Source organism: Pseudomonas sp. PS01297 (genome assembly GCF_029959305.1).
GTDB classification, from domain to species: Bacteria; Pseudomonadota; Gammaproteobacteria; order Pseudomonadales; family Pseudomonadaceae; genus Aquipseudomonas; species Aquipseudomonas helleri.
Genome location: NZ_JASCPQ010000077.1, coordinates 14,774 through 28,354, shown reverse-complemented (window position 1 = coordinate 28,354; position 13,581 = coordinate 14,774). Strand labels below are relative to the sequence as shown.

15 protein-coding genes are annotated in these 13,581 nt (G+C 58.5%); 7 read left to right on the top strand and 8 right to left on the bottom strand.

Annotated features, from left to right (window positions below; genetic code table 11):
- Positions 1–73 precede the first annotated feature (73 nt).
- Positions 74–508, bottom strand: coding sequence for a MarR family transcriptional regulator (locus tag QMX84_RS19910; protein ID WP_048371505.1), 435 nt, complete (start codon positions 506–508; stop codon positions 74–76).
- Between the two features lie 116 nt (positions 509–624).
- Positions 625–2,754: a DNA helicase RecQ gene (gene recQ, locus QMX84_RS19905; RefSeq protein ID WP_048371507.1), complete on the bottom strand. Its 2,130-nt coding sequence runs from the start codon at positions 2,752–2,754 to the stop codon at positions 625–627.
- Between the two features lie 273 nt (positions 2,755–3,027).
- Between recQ and QMX84_RS19900 the strand changes: the two genes are divergently transcribed.
- Together QMX84_RS19900 and QMX84_RS19895 are read left to right on the top strand one after the other, a co-directional pair.
- Complete coding sequence (locus QMX84_RS19900) at positions 3,028–3,615, top strand: YecA family protein (RefSeq protein WP_262126252.1); 588 nt, start codon at positions 3,028–3,030, stop codon at positions 3,613–3,615.
- Positions 3,616–3,619: 4 nt separating this feature from the next.
- Positions 3,620–4,018 (top strand): YbaN family protein, encoded by a 399-nt coding sequence (locus QMX84_RS19895; RefSeq protein ID WP_282364602.1) that lies wholly within the window; start codon positions 3,620–3,622, stop codon positions 4,016–4,018.
- A 26-nt stretch (positions 4,019–4,044) separates the two neighbouring features.
- Here QMX84_RS19895 and QMX84_RS19890 read toward each other — a convergent pair whose 3' ends face one another.
- Complete coding sequence (locus tag QMX84_RS19890) at positions 4,045–4,650, bottom strand: DTW domain-containing protein (RefSeq protein ID WP_282364601.1); 606 nt, start codon at positions 4,648–4,650, stop codon at positions 4,045–4,047.
- A 16-nt stretch (positions 4,651–4,666) separates the two neighbouring features.
- Positions 4,667–5,560, bottom strand: coding sequence for a LysR family transcriptional regulator (locus QMX84_RS19885; protein WP_048371511.1), 894 nt, complete (start codon positions 5,558–5,560; stop codon positions 4,667–4,669).
- A gap of 240 nt (positions 5,561–5,800) precedes the next feature.
- Here QMX84_RS19885 and speB point away from each other — a divergent pair, with 240 nt between their 5' ends.
- The 3 genes from speB to QMX84_RS19870 all read left to right on the top strand — a co-directional run bounded on the left by speB (position 5,801) and on the right by QMX84_RS19870 (position 8,631).
- On the top strand, positions 5,801–6,751 hold the full coding sequence (gene speB / locus QMX84_RS19880) for an agmatinase (protein ID WP_123752006.1): 951 nt from the start codon (positions 5,801–5,803) through the stop codon (positions 6,749–6,751).
- Positions 6,752–7,031: 280 nt separating this feature from the next.
- Positions 7,032–7,226 carry a hypothetical protein gene (locus QMX84_RS19875; protein ID WP_153373595.1) on the top strand — a complete coding sequence of 65 codons (195 nt, stop codon included), beginning with the start codon at positions 7,032–7,034 and terminating at the stop codon, positions 7,224–7,226.
- A gap of 25 nt (positions 7,227–7,251) precedes the next feature.
- Positions 7,252–8,631, top strand: a complete 1,380-nt coding sequence (locus QMX84_RS19870) for a sodium:solute symporter (RefSeq protein WP_153329257.1) — start codon at positions 7,252–7,254, stop codon at positions 8,629–8,631.
- 79 nt (positions 8,632–8,710) lie between these two features.
- On the opposite strand, the gene QMX84_RS19865 is transcribed toward QMX84_RS19870, so the two are convergent.
- Both QMX84_RS19865 and QMX84_RS19860 read right to left on the bottom strand, forming a co-directional pair.
- Positions 8,711–8,836, bottom strand: coding sequence for a PA1414 family protein (locus QMX84_RS19865; RefSeq protein WP_256677203.1), 126 nt, complete (start codon positions 8,834–8,836; stop codon positions 8,711–8,713).
- Between the two features lie 125 nt (positions 8,837–8,961).
- A complete protein-coding gene (locus QMX84_RS19860) occupies positions 8,962–9,864 on the bottom strand; it encodes a LysR family transcriptional regulator (protein WP_262126256.1) in 903 nt (300 codons plus the stop codon).
- 103 nt (positions 9,865–9,967) lie between these two features.
- Here QMX84_RS19860 and QMX84_RS19855 point away from each other — a divergent pair, with 103 nt between their 5' ends.
- On the top strand, positions 9,968–11,149 hold the full coding sequence (locus QMX84_RS19855; protein WP_262126257.1) for an MFS transporter: 1,182 nt from the start codon (positions 9,968–9,970) through the stop codon (positions 11,147–11,149).
- Here the strand turns inward: QMX84_RS19855 and QMX84_RS19850 are convergent.
- Together QMX84_RS19850 and QMX84_RS19845 are read right to left on the bottom strand one after the other, a co-directional pair.
- Positions 11,097–12,026 (bottom strand): DMT family transporter, encoded by a 930-nt coding sequence (locus QMX84_RS19850; protein ID WP_048386128.1) that lies wholly within the window; start codon positions 12,024–12,026, stop codon positions 11,097–11,099. The two genes, QMX84_RS19855 and QMX84_RS19850, sit on opposite strands and share 53 nt — an antisense overlap.
- Positions 12,027–12,065: 39 nt before the next feature.
- A complete protein-coding gene (locus QMX84_RS19845; RefSeq protein ID WP_262126258.1) occupies positions 12,066–12,902 on the bottom strand; it encodes a S1-like domain-containing RNA-binding protein in 837 nt (278 codons plus the stop codon).
- Positions 12,903–13,249: 347 nt separating this feature from the next.
- Between QMX84_RS19845 and QMX84_RS19840 the strand changes: the two genes are divergently transcribed.
- Positions 13,250–13,429: a hypothetical protein gene (locus tag QMX84_RS19840; protein ID WP_048371526.1), complete on the top strand. Its 180-nt coding sequence runs from the start codon at positions 13,250–13,252 to the stop codon at positions 13,427–13,429.
- Positions 13,430–13,581 lie beyond the last annotated feature (152 nt).

Here is a 13,581-nt window from a genome sequence, read left to right as displayed (position 1 = left end):
GAGCTTGCCTCGCGATCTTTTAAACGATCAAAAGATCGCGAGGCAAGCTCGCTCCTACAGATAGAGGGGGGAATCAGTTTTTTTCGAGGTTTTCCAGGATGCGCTTGTGCACGCGCATGCAGATGCGCTGCTCTTCTTCGTCTATGCCGACAAACAATTCCTGACGCAACGCGGTGGCGATGGCCTCGATCTGGGCGATCAAGGGCAAGGCTGACTCACTCAATTCGATTTTCTTGGCACGGCGGTCTTCCAGCACCGCCTGACGCTTGACCAGGCCTTGGGCTTCAAGGCTGTCGAGCAAACGCGCAAGGGTCGGACCTTCAACCCCGACACTTTGCGCCAATTCCCGCTGGGTAGGCTTGCAGTCGAATCGTGCCAGATGCAGCAGCACTAGCCAGCGGGCTTGCGACAGGCCAAGACCGGCCAGGCGTCGATCCAGCTCCGCACGCCAGCCACGAGACATTTGGGCCAACTGCATACCAAAACGGTGTTGATCGGTTAACGGCATAAAAAACTCAATGTTTAGACTGAAAAAGAGTGAAACCAATTGTTAGTCAGCTAAGCATGGAGCTTGCACATAGGCAAGACCTGTATGTCAATCAATTCGTTACATGCCAATAACCGTTACATTTCGAATTCAGATTGCAGGGCGGCGCGCACGCAATACAGCACGCCTTCCGGCACTCGACCTTTGAACTGTTCAGCGATGCTGGCCACGCTTGGCAACTCGCCCTCACCGTCCAGAAACGCGTCCTGCACTTCTTCCATCAGCTCTTCGGGCAAGTCCAGCGCTTGCTCCAGCGACAATTCTTGACGCCCGATGGCTTCGGCCAGCAGCGTGTAGACGTTCTTCTCAGAGCACTGCAATTGCCCGGAGATCTGCAGCGGGGTCATGCCGGCGCGTGCCAGGCTGATCAGTTCGTGGCGGATGTCCGCGACCACTTTCGGCGCCTCGGCCTGCCCGCCCAACACTTCGAGGAACGCCTCGCCGTAACGCTCCAGTTTGCGCGCACCAATACCGCCGACCTTGGCCATGTCGGCCAGCGACGTCGGCTGGCTGCGCAGCATTTCGAGCAACGTTGAGTCGGGGAAGATGACATAAGGCGGTACGCCGTGCTCTTCGGCCAGCTTGCGGCGCAAGGCACGTAGGGCCTCCCACTGCTCGCGCTCGTCGCCACGCACCAGTTGGCTGGCCGGGCTGGCAGAACTGCTTTTGACCGTGGTTTGCGGCTTGAGCTCACGACGCAGCTCGAGCGTCACTTCGCCGCGCAACAAAGGCCGGCACGTGTCACTCAAACGCAAACCGCCGTAGCCTTCGATATCAATGTCGGCCAGACCACGGGCAACCAGTTGGCGGAATAAGGTGCGCCAATCGCCCTCGGATCGGGCTTTGCCTACGCCGAAGACCGACAGGTGTTGATGGCCCATGCTGCGGGTTTTTTCGTTTTCTCGGCCCAGCAATACGTCGATCAGGTGGCCGGTGCCATAACGCTGGCCGGTACGATAAATCGCTGACAACGCCTGACGCGCCGGTTCTGTGGCGTCCCAGGTTTGCACGCCGTCGACACAGTTATCGCAATGCCCACATGGCTGGGGCATGTCTTCGTCAAAATAAGCAAGCAAGGTCTGACGGCGGCAGCGGGTTTCTTCGCACAGAGCCAGCATTGCGTCGAGCTTGTGATGCTCCAGACGCTTGTGGCGCTCGTCGCCTTCGGAGTTTTGCAGCATCTGCTTGAGCATCACCACGTCTTGCAGGCCGTAAGCCATCCAGGCATCTGCCGGCAAGCCATCACGGCCCGCACGGCCGGTTTCCTGGTAGTACGCCTCAAGGGATTTGGGCAGGTCCAGGTGCGCCACGAAGCGCACGTTGGACTTGTCGATGCCCATGCCAAAGGCAATGGTCGCGACCATGATCAGCCCTTCTTCATTGAGGAAGCGCTTTTGGTTGGCGGCACGGGTTTCGTTGGGTAACCCGGCGTGGTACGGCAAGGCCGGGAAGCCCTGGTCGCACAAAAACTGCGCCACTTCATCGACCTTTTTACGCGACAGGCAATAGACGATGCCCGCATCGCTGCGCCGCTCCGAGAGAAACGCCAGCAATTGTTTGCGCGGCTGCTCTTTGGGCACGATGCGGTAAAAAATGTTGGGCCGGTCGAAGCTCGACAAAAAACGCTCCGCATTTTGCAAATGCAGGCGGGTGACGATTTCTTCGCGGGTGCGTTTGTCGGCGGTGGCGGTCAGGGCGATGCGCGGTACATGGGGGAACATCTCGGCCAACTGGCCCAGTTGCAGGTACTCAGGACGGAAGTCATGCCCCCACTGCGACACACAGTGCGCTTCGTCGATCGCAAACAGGGCGATGTCCAGGCTCTGCAGAAAGGCCATCATGCGCGGCTGCACCAGACGCTCTGGCGCCAGGTAGAGCATTTTGACTTCGCCACGGCGGATCCGGTTGGCCAGGTCGCGCTGCTGATCGGCGCTCAATGTCGAGTTCAGGGAGGCGGCGGCGACGCCCAGCTCTTCGAGCGTGGCGACCTGATCGTCCATCAAGGCGATCAACGGCGAGACCACCACCGCCAGACCGTCACGCAACAGCGCCGGGACCTGGAAGCACAAGGACTTGCCGCCGCCGGTGGGCATCAGCACCAAAGCGTCGCCACCACTGGCCACGCGCTCAATAATGTCACCCTGACGGCCACGGAAACTGTCGTAGCCGAAGATGTCTTTGAGTACGCGTTGAGCCTGTTCGAGCATAGAAACTCCAGAAATCGCCGAAACACCCCTGCGTCAGCGGGACCCGGCGCGGCCTCAAGCGGTATTTAAACCCTTGGGCGCAGAGCGCTGGAGCCGCTGTCTTGACCGCAGGGCATCACAAAACGCGGCAGTATACCCGAGCACTCCCCCTTACAGGGCGCTGTGATTGCAGTACCGATCACCGGGAAGTGATGGCAAATGCGCTCAACGACTGGCTTGGGCGCTCAAGAAAGCCTAGAATTCGGTATTGTTTATTTTCTAGGTAGTCCCTTAATGTCCTTCGCTGAGCAACTAACCCGCCTGCAAGCCTTCCTCGACGCTGACGAGCTGCATGACGAGGCGCTGGACTACGTAGCCACTCACGGCTACCTGACTGCCCTGTCCATCTGCGCTGAAGTCGTGCCTGAGCGTGAATGGATCGACGCCATTTTCGCTGAAACCCCGAATTACAAAGACGACGCCGAGCGCGAAGAGATCGAAGGCTCCCTGATTAAGCTCAAGGACCACATCGCTCGCCAGCTGGCTTCGGACGAAGAGTTCGAACTGCCGTGTGATCTGGACCTGGGCGACGAGCCGGATGAGTCTGATTTGCGCGGCTGGTGCATCGGTTTTATGGAAGGCGTGTTCCTGCGCGAAGAGGCCTGGTTCGAAACCGCCGAAGAAGAAGTCAGCGAAATGCTGCTGCCGATCATGGTCGGTTCTGGCCTGTTCGACGACCAGCCTGAATTCGCCGATATCGCTCAGGACGCCAACCTGATGGACGACATGATCGTGCAGATCCCGGAAGCCCTGACCGCCCTGTTCCTGCTGTGCCATGCCCCTGACGAAAAACCGGCCATCCTCAAGCCGCGTCACCACTGATTCAATGTCCGGCCCCTCGTTCAGCAGCCGTTCGCGGCTGCTGCGTTACGTTCTGTTTGCCATTGGCTGGCTGAGCGTAGCGCTGGGGGTTCTGGGGATCTTCCTGCCGGTACTGCCCACCACCCCCTTTCTGCTCTTGGCTGCCGCCTGCTTTGCGCGCAGTTCCCCACGGTTTTACCAGTGGCTGGTCGAACACCCTCGACTGGGGCCCTGGATCCGTGACTACCTCGACGGTAACGGCATTCCGCTTAAGGCCAAGGTCTACGCCATTGGTTTGATGTGGCTAAGCATTGGTGTGTCCTGTTACCTGGTGCCATTGCCTTGGGCGCGAGGGTTTATGCTGCTCAGCGCGGTGCTGGTGAGCCTTTATATCCTGCGCCAGAAAACCCTGGAAAAACCCTGAAGATCAAAGCATCGCGAGGCGAGCTCCTACAGAGGGGGTTTTGTGACGTGGTTGCGTTGGTAGGTGTCGGCGCCCATGGCTTCGATCTGCCCTTCGATCAGCGCTTCAAACGGGCGCAGCAGCGGTGTATAGGACGCCGGGGCTTCGAGGATATCCAGCGCCTGAACGATGGCTTCCACGGTCGACAAAGCCCCAGGCCCCGGCGCCTTGCGCAGTCGGTAACGGGACACAGCGCCCTCGGGCAAGGTCACCCGTGGCAACTGTGCCAGCAACGGGTTGAGGTGCAGCAGTTTGCGCGCCTTGCGCCATGTGCCATCGGGTACCACCAACAGCAGTTTTTCAGTTGACGCAGCATCCGCCTGTAGCGGTTGCGCACCCTCCCCCGGAAACAACAACCGCGCCTGATACCCCGGCGGGTTGAGCAGCGTGTGCAAATCCTCAAACACTTCGCCCACCCGCAGTTCAGCGTTGGTCAGCCCCAAGGCCGCCAGCCGTGCAGTGTTCAGCGCATGATTGACTTCACTGGGATGCTGTAACAGCAAGACGCGGGTGTGGCTGTCCAGTTGCGGGATCAAGTCGCACAGGCAGTGCGTTTGCGGGCGCAAGCAGCGAGGGCATTGGGCACGGGACATAGCGATAACGCTCTCTTCAAGGTTGATTTAGCTGCGCTTTGAGCAGGTCGCGAAACGTTTGAATCAGCGGCTCACGACTACGACCACGGCGCACGATCATTGAAAACGGCGCCTGATAACCAAAGGTCGCCGGTAGCAACACGCGCAAGTCACCCTTCTCGACCCACGGCTCGGCGTAATGTTCGGGTAAGTAACCAATGTAGGCTCCGGACAGCACCAGAATCAGTTGGGCTTCCATACTGTCAACGGTGGCCGCACTGTGTTTAAAGCCGTGACGCGCCAGCTCGGCCTGGCTCCAGTAGCCGCGCCCGACCATGCGTTGCTGGGTGATCACCGGCTCGGGGATTCGCCGCTCAGCAAACAAGGGATGCCGCGTGCTGCAATACAGCCAATGCTGTTCACGGTACAGCGGCTGGTAAACCAGACCGCTCATGCGCGACGAGAACGCACCGATGGCCAGATCGAGCCGGTTGTCTTGTACGCCGAGCTGCAATTCGTAAGGACTCATGACCGACAGGTGCAAGTGCACCGCCGGGTGCTCCTGACTGTAGGCGCCAATGGCTTCGGCAAAGGGCAAGGCTTTGTCGCTGACCGTGGAGTCGATCACCCCCAGGTTCAATGTACCGCGCAGCTCACCCTTGAGCGCGGCGGCGTACTGTTCAAAGCCTTCCAGCTCGCCCAATAGACGCAGGGTTTCCTGATGAAACAGCTCGCCCTTGCTGGTGAGGCTGAACCCGCCGCGCCCCCGATGGCACAGCACCAGCCCCAGATTGGCTTCCAGCTGGCTCATGTAGGTGCTGATGGCCGACGTCGACAGGTTGAGTTCCTGCTGCGCCGTGGCGAAACCCTGGTGCCGGACCACGCTGGCAAAGATTCTCAATAGTTTTAGATCGGGTAAAGCGTTGGCCATGAATGACTCACTTTTCACGGTAGGAGCGAGCTTGCCTCGCGATCTTTTCACGATCAAAAGATCGCGAGACAAGCTCGCTCCTACCCGTGGCGCGCATATTTTAGGCTCGGAGTCTAACTCGGGGCAGCCGCATTAGTTTAGAAAAATCTGAACTAAGTATTTGCCTGTAGGGATTCTTCCCGCCGCCGGCCTTTCGCAGAATCGACCGCCATAACCACAACAAACGACGAGGTCTTTCCCGTGGATAAAATTCTTCACCAACCACTGGGCGGTAATGAAATGCCGCGCTTCGCCGGCATTGCCACCATGATGCGCCTGCCCCATCTGCAATCAGCCGCCGGTCTGGATGCCGCCTTTGTTGGCGTGCCATTGGACATCGGTACGTCATTGCGCGCAGGCACCCGTTTCGGCCCTCGCGAAATCCGCGCCGAATCCGTGATGATCCGCCCTTACAACATGGCCACCGGCGCTGCCCCGTTCGACTCGCTGTCGGTCGCGGATATCGGCGACGTGGCAATCAACACCTTCAACCTGCTGGACGCCGTGCGCATCATCGAAGAAGCCTACGATGACATCCTCGAACACAACGTGATCCCGCTGACGCTGGGTGGCGACCACACCATTACCCTGCCGATCCTGCGCGCCATTCACAAAAAGCACGGCAAGGTTGGCCTGGTGCATATCGATGCACACGCTGATGTGAACGATCACATGTTTGGCGAAAAGATTGCCCACGGCACCACGTTCCGCCGCGCCGCCGAAGAAGGCTTGCTGGACTGTGACCGTGTCGTGCAAATCGGCCTGCGCGCCCAGGGCTATACCGCTGAAGACTTCAACTGGAGCCGCAAACAGGGCTTCCGTGTGGTGCAGGCCGAAGAGTGCTGGCACAAGTCGCTGGCCCCGCTGATGGCTGAAGTCCGCGAAAAAGTCGGCAATGGCCCGGTGTACCTGAGCTTTGATATCGACGGCATCGACCCGGCCTGGGCGCCTGGCACAGGCACCCCGGAAATCGGCGGCCTGACCACCATTCAAGCGATTGAGATCATTCGCGGCTGCCAAGGCCTCGACCTGATCGGTTGCGATCTGGTAGAAGTCTCGCCGCCTTACGACACCACCGGCAATACCTCACTGCTTGGCGCGAACTTGCTGTACGAAATGCTCTGCGTCTTGCCGGGTGTCACTCATCGCTAAACCCCGCCTCCAGACGGGATAAAGGGTTCGAGGTGCCATCGAGCACCTCGAACAGCGCCCTCGCCGGCCTGCCGGCTGACCGGGCCGTTTTTGTGCATGACGCGGCCAGCGAGCGGCGCATGCAAGGGGAGCAATTCTTTAGCCAGGATCGCGCGGCTCCGGTCTTCAAGACCTGAGCCAGCACACAAGAACAAAAGGCCTTTGGCTGGCCTGTTACGAATGTTTGTCCGCTTTGTCGGAAAGGCTGCCGCCCCCTTAGCCAGTGTGATCGGAGATGATCATGAATAATAAAAACAGCCCCAATAATGCGGGCCACATTAATTCACCAGGAGTTAACCCGACTCCGAACAACGCACGCAGAACCGGACTCAGGGATGTATTTCGCCTGTTTTTGGGCAACGCGCGCGCCACGCAATACACCCAACGCCACACCCGAAACAGCGGTGATGCCACCCATCGCCTGATCGCCTCATAAAAAAAATAATCGGAGACTCGCCATCATGGCTTTAGACCTAATAGTCGTCCTTATCTACGCTGCGGCAATGCTGGTGCTGGGTTACTACGGCATGCGCAAGGCAAAAACCCACGAAGAATACCTGGTCGCCGGGCGCAACCTGGGCCCGACGCTGTACATGGGCACCATGGCCGCCACGGTGCTGGGCGGTGCTTCAACCGTCGGTACGGTGCGTTTGGGTTATGTACACGGGATTTCAGGCTTCTGGCTGTGCGCGGCCCTGGGTTGCGGGATCATCGCGCTCAACCTGTTCCTGGCCAAGCCGTTGCTCAAACTCAAAATCTTTACCGTGACCCAAGTGCTGGAAAAACGTTACAACCCGATGGCTCGCCAGGCGAGCGCGGTGATTATGCTGGCGTATGCCCTGATGATCGGCGTGACCTCCATTCTGGCGATCGGCACCGTGCTTGAAGTGTTGTTCGGCCTGCCGTTCTGGGTGTCGGTGGTGCTCGGCGGTGGCGTGGTGGTGGTGTACTCGACCATTGGCGGGATGTGGTCACTGACCCTGACTGACATCGTGCAGTTCGTGATCAAGACCGTGGGCCTGATGTTCGTGCTGCTGCCCATCTGTCTGTACCGTGTTGGCGGCTGGGATGAGCTGGTGAGCAAACTGCCAGCGTCGAACTTCAGCTTCACCAGCATCGGCTGGGACACCATCATCACCTACTTCATGATTTACTTCTTCGGCATTCTGATCGGACAGGACATTTGGCAGCGCGTGTTTACCGCCAAAACTGACAAGGTGGCCAAGTACGCCGGTACGTTCGCAGGGTTCTACTGCATCCTTTACGGCCTGACCTGTGCCCTGATCGGCATGGCAGCCCATGTGTTGATCCCGGACCTGGGCAACGTCAACAACGCTTTCGCCGCCATCGTTAAGGTTTCGCTGCCGGACGGCATTCGCGGGCTGGTGATTGCTGCCGCCCTGGCCGCCATGATGTCCACCGCCAGTGCCGGCTTGCTCGCCGCGTCCACAGTATTGACCGAAGACCTGCTGCCCAAACTGCGCGGCGGCAAACAATCGAGCCTGAAGATCAACCGCCTGTTCACCATGCTCACAGGCCTTGTGGTGCTGGCGATTGCCTTGGTGGTGAGCGACGTTATCAGCGCCCTCACGCTGGCCTACAACCTGCTGGTTGGCGGCATGCTGGTGCCATTGATCGGGGCGATTTACTGGAAGCGCGCCACGACGGCAGGCGCCATCAGCAGCATGAGCCTGGGCTTTATCACGGCGCTGATTTTTATGATCAAGGATGGTCTGGACGCCAATACGCCGATCTACTACAGCCTGGCTGTAGGGCTTATCAGCTTTATCGTGGTCAGCTTGCTGGATCGGCGCCCGGCCACAGTGGCCAGCGCTGCCTGATACCCACTTTCTTCAGCGGGCGCGACGTCGGAGGTCGTGCCCGTTTTTTTCGATATCAGGCGCTTACGCTGCCACCGTCTTAACGGCGACGTTGCGGACGGCGACGCGGGTCTTCGACAGGGATCGGAATTGGTTGCAGCGGAGGCTCAATCAGGCCCAGTGCAACACCGACGTCATGCAGCCAGTTTTTCAGTTTGTCTTTCATATTTCCCCCTTGGGGCCACACTTGCGACCGGATTCCTTGGTCGCTTCGTACAGATAATAGTCCTAAGTCCTACAAGATGCTTGCTTAAGGTCAATGAACTTTAGGCTAATCCTCCTCTTTTCAAGTCAGGCCGATGCGCGTTGTGCTGCAACTTCTACGTCGCTTTTAACGGACGCCGTCTGCTGCAACGTTATCCACGCATTCAAGTTGGCGCCCAGCATGCCCTTTCGCCACATCAACCACGTAGTGGCAGAGGCAAAAGGTTGTTTCAAGGGATGTACACCGACACTTTCACGGCCCGGCAAGCTGGCCAGCATCGAAGCTGGCATCAACGCCACACCCGACCCCGCCACTACACACGCCAGCATGCCCTGATAGGACTCAATCTCCATCACGCGGCCCATCGCCGCCCGATCGCTGGCGTACCAGGCCTCAAGGCGGGTGCGGTACGAACAGCCCTGACGGAAGGCGAACACCTCACGGCCCTGCACGTCCTGGGCGCGGGTGATCGGTGGATGATCCAGATCGCTGATCATCACCAGTTGCTCTTCACAGAACTCGACGCCATCAAGCCCGGCCAACTCAAGCGGGCCATCCACCAGCGCCGCATCCAGACGCCCGGTGAGCAACCCTTCGAGCAATTCTCCGCTCGGCGCCGACTGTACGTGCAGGTTCACTGCCGGGTAGGCGCGGTGGTAGCGAGCCAGCAAAGCGGGCAAATGGATCGCCGCGGTGCTGTACATCGTGCCAAGGGTGAATTTGCCGGACGGCACGCCGCCCTGTACCGCGCCCAGCGCCTCATCGCGCAGGGCGAACAGGCGTGTGGTGTAATCGAGCAGCACTTTGCCCGCCGGGGACAATTGCAAGCGTTGGCGCTCACGCATGAACAACTCGACACCCATTTGCTCTTCCAGTTGTTTGAGCCGGGTTGACAGATTGGAAGGCACGCGGTGCAGACGCTCAGCTGCGCGGGTGATCGAGCCTTCTTCGGCCACGGCCTGAAAAATCCGTAATTGGCTGAATTCCACGCCATTCTCCAAAACTGAACAAGTCACTCACTATTATTCAATTTTATAGAAAGTCAATCACCGCTAGCCTGACGGTCATTGTCACTGCCCGGGAATTAACAGCATGTCAGCCCTGACTCGTCTGCTCGCCAGCTTTATCGCACTCATGATGGCCATGGGGATTGGCCGTTTTTCACTCACCCCGCAACTGCCGCACTTGATCAGCGAAGGTCAGATCGACTTGACCGGCGCCGGGCTGATTGCCGCCGCCAACTATCTTGGCTATTTGATTGGCGCGCTGGATGCCATTCGCGCCAGACGCCCGGAGCAAGTCCGTGGCCGACTGCACACCGGCTTATGGCTGTGCGTGGTGCTGACGCTGATTTCGTACTGGGCACAAGGCTTCTGGCCGCATTTGCTGCTGCGCTTTGGCGCCGGGGTGGCGAGTGCCTGGGTGATGGTGATGATCACCGCGCTCAGCCAGCAAATCGCGGTCAGCGCTAACCGGCCGCGCTTGGGTGCCTTGGTGTTTGCAGGGCCCGGCATTGGCGTGGTGCTGACCGGATTGCTCGCGCTGTTTGCCAACGTTCAAGGGCAAAACTCGTCCATGTTGTGGCTGATCTACGCGGTGGCCGCCTTGCTCATGCTGCTGGTGATCATGCCGATCCTGCCACCCGCCAACGGCCTTGCTCCGCACGTGCAGACGGCGCCCACAAGCCCACGTCACCCCGGTATCACCCGTCTGGGAGCCATTTATGCGCTGTATGGCTTGGGGTACATCATTCCGGCGACGTTTTTGTCGCAAATGGCCAGCGCGCAATTTCGCGGTCAATGGCAAGCCGATTTGTTCTGGCCAGCTTTCGGCCTGTGCGCGGCCATTGGCGTGGTGCTGATCAGCTTTCACCGGCCCTCGCCGCGCACCACTCGCCTGTGGCTGATGGCCGCCCTGTGGGTGCAGGCAGCCGGTGTGCTGGCATGCTTGCTGCCCAGCAGTGCGGGCCTGGCGCTGGGGGTGGCTTTATGCGGCACGCCGTTCCTGGCCTGCATGCCGCTGGTGATGCAAAGCTCGCGCGACATCGCCCCCCACGCCACTCAGCGCAATGCCGCCTTGCTCACCGCCTGCTTTGCCGTCGGCCAACTGGGCGGGCCTTTGCTGGCAGCCGTCAGCAGCCATTTCAGTGGCGGCCTGCACCCGGCGCTGATCATCGCGGCCAGCGGCCTGGTGCTGGCCGGGGTACTGGCCTTGCAACTGGTTAATTTTGTAGCAGTGCGCGCACCTTGCGACGCACCCACTGCTCCGCGCTGACAAAAGTGATACCTAGCAGCACCAGCACCGCGCCCACGGCGAAGTTGAAGCTTAATGGCTCATCCAGTATCAACACGCCAAAGGTCACCCCGAACAAGGGCGTCATAAACGAAAACACGGCCAGATTGGAGGCCAGGTAACGCTTGAGCAGCCAAAACCACATCAGGTAGCTGAAAAAAGACACCACCAGGCCCTGAAACAAGACGCTGCCAATGGCCAGCCCGGTAAAGCTGAAGTGGGTGATCTGCCCTGTGGCAAGGGCAATCACCAGCAGGCCGATAAAGCCCACGATCAACTGGTAAAACAGGGTCAGCGTGACCGGTGCCTCAGAGAGCCTGGAGCCACGCACCACCACAGTGGTGACGCCCCAGGCCATGCCCGCCAGCACGCCGTAGGCATCGCCAAGCAAGACGTCGGGGTCCATATCCGCGAACGACATGCCGCCGGCAAAGGAGAATGCAATGCCCAGAAACGCGAGGAATATCCCCAGCCACTGCAGCGGCCGCAGACGCTCACTGGGCAAGAGCCAGTTCACCCCCAGCGCAGTAAAGATCGGCGCGGTATAGAGGAACACCGACATGTGCGCCGCGCTGGTCAGATGCAGACCCTGCGCAATAAAGAAAAACTCCAGGCCAAACAAACTGCCTGCGAGCAATCCGCCGCGCCAGGTGTAGGGCACCTGGTCCCAACCACCCTTCCAGCAAATCACCAGCCCCACCAGCAGCGCCGAGATCCCCGAGCGGGCCATGGCCTGCATGACCGGGGAAATATCAGGTGCAGCCACTTTGATCAGCACCTGCTGGACACCCCAGATCAGGCACAACCCCAGCATGACTTGCAGTGCAAAAGCATCCGTTGCTCGCCGCGAACCACTCATAGCCACACCCAAAAGATAAAAACAGCGCAGGCCGCTGGTTTAAACCAGTTCGATGCGGTCCGCGTGGATCACAATCTTGCCTTCCTTGTAGAGCGCACCAATGGCCTTCTTGAAGTTGCCCTTGCTGACGCCAAACAGGTTGCTGATCTGCTCGGGTGCACTTTTATCACTGACCGGCAGTACGCCGTTGTTTTCACGCAACTTGCTGAGGATCTTCGAGTTCAGGCTGCTGGATGCCTCCTGACCGACTGGCTGCAAACTCAGGCTGATCTTGCCGTCGGCACGAACTTCCTTGATATAGCCTTTCTCTTGCTTGCCCGCACGCAGGAACTTGAACACTTCGTTCTTGTGGATCAAGCCCCAGTGCTTGTTGTTGATCACGGCTTTAAAGCCCATATCCGTGGCCTCAGCCACCAGCAGATCAACTTCCTGGCCCACATGGTAGTTGGCCGGGGTTTTGTCCAGGTAGCGGTCCAGGCGGGCCGTAGCCGTGATGCGGCGTGTGTGCTTGTCCAGGTAAACGTGGACAACCACATATTCGCCAGCGGTCATCTGGCGTTTTTCTTCGGAATACGGCAACAGCAAATCTTTCGGCAGGCCCCAATCAAGGAAAACACCGATGCTATTAATTTCGACGACTTTAAGACTGGCAAACTCACCGACTTGAACTTTTGGTTTTTCAGTGGTGGCAATTAACTTGTCAGCGCTGTCCAAATAAACAAATACGTTTAGCCAGTCTTCATCTTCACTGGGAATATCTTTCGGAATATAGCGATTGGGCAACAGGATTTCCCCGTCGGCTCCGCCATCCAGATACAAACCGAAGTTAGTGTGTTTAACCACTTGCAAACTGTTGTAGCGACCGATTAAAGCCATGTCCAATACCCTCATTACGTGGGCAGCATTCTACCCGAGTTTGGCCCGGTAAATTGGAGCAGCGCAGCAAGGCTTTCACATTTTTTACAAAAGGCCTGATTTATCAAGGATTTTTGCCTCGACCCTAGGACCACTCGTCAGCCCGACGAGCCCTCAAGCCCCTGCCGAGCAGCGCAAAAACAACCCGATGATATGAATTAAAACAGCGGGTTAGCGGACGCGTAGAGTGTTGATTATGTGCAATGCCACGGTGCTTATAATATTTCAGGAGGATATTTAACAAGCAATTGTCAAGTATTTCAGTTACTATCGCTGGCCAAGTTATTTTCTACAGGTGAATAGCCGCCATGCGTGTAAAAGCATCCGCCAGCAAAGTAAAGCCAGCTCCCGCTGTTGAAACCAGTGATTCAATCAATGCGCAAATTGCCGCATTCTTGAAGTCCGGTGGCGAGATCCAGCAAATTGACAAAGGCGTCAGCGGCCAAACTTTCGGCGCATCCAAACAGATTTCGCTGGGTAAAAAGTAATATCCCCCGCTTTATAGTGGTCCTGATGCGCTTTGCCTTCCAAAGCGCTGGGACTCCTGAACCCCCTCCTCTCAAGAAATCGACGAACGGCCCCCATCTGCCGGCATACATCCGTATGCTTGAACCTCTCTAAACCAAGCCTTCGAGCCAAT

What these genes read in the sequence shown, in the direction of transcription:
- QMX84_RS19870 (WP_153329257.1), top strand. Translation starts at nt 7,252, where the DNA reads ATGGCTTTAGACCTAATAGTCGTCCTTATCTACGCTGCGGCAATGCTG.
- QMX84_RS19840 (WP_048371526.1), top strand. Translation starts at nt 13,250, where the DNA reads ATGCGTGTAAAAGCATCCGCCAGCAAAGTAAAGCCAGCTCCCGCTGTT.
- QMX84_RS19845 (WP_262126258.1), bottom strand. Translation starts at nt 12,902, where the DNA reads ATGGCTTTAATCGGTCGCTACAACAGTTTGCAAGTGGTTAAACACACT.
- QMX84_RS19865 (WP_256677203.1), bottom strand. Translation starts at nt 8,836, where the DNA reads ATGAAAGACAAACTGAAAAACTGGCTGCATGACGTCGGTGTTGCACTG.
- QMX84_RS19850 (WP_048386128.1), bottom strand. Translation starts at nt 12,026, where the DNA reads ATGAGTGGTTCGCGGCGAGCAACGGATGCTTTTGCACTGCAAGTCATG.
- QMX84_RS19910 (WP_048371505.1), bottom strand. Translation starts at nt 508, where the DNA reads ATGCCGTTAACCGATCAACACCGTTTTGGTATGCAGTTGGCCCAAATG.
- QMX84_RS19900 (WP_262126252.1), top strand. Translation starts at nt 3,028, where the DNA reads ATGTCCTTCGCTGAGCAACTAACCCGCCTGCAAGCCTTCCTCGACGCT.
- QMX84_RS19875 (WP_153373595.1), top strand. Translation starts at nt 7,032, where the DNA reads ATGAATAATAAAAACAGCCCCAATAATGCGGGCCACATTAATTCACCA.
- recQ (WP_048371507.1), bottom strand. Translation starts at nt 2,754, where the DNA reads ATGCTCGAACAGGCTCAACGCGTACTCAAAGACATCTTCGGCTACGAC.
- QMX84_RS19890 (WP_282364601.1), bottom strand. Translation starts at nt 4,650, where the DNA reads ATGTCCCGTGCCCAATGCCCTCGCTGCTTGCGCCCGCAAACGCACTGC.
- QMX84_RS19895 (WP_282364602.1), top strand. Translation starts at nt 3,620, where the DNA reads ATGTCCGGCCCCTCGTTCAGCAGCCGTTCGCGGCTGCTGCGTTACGTT.
- QMX84_RS19855 (WP_262126257.1), top strand. Translation starts at nt 9,968, where the DNA reads ATGTCAGCCCTGACTCGTCTGCTCGCCAGCTTTATCGCACTCATGATG.
- QMX84_RS19885 (WP_048371511.1), bottom strand. Translation starts at nt 5,560, where the DNA reads ATGGCCAACGCTTTACCCGATCTAAAACTATTGAGAATCTTTGCCAGC.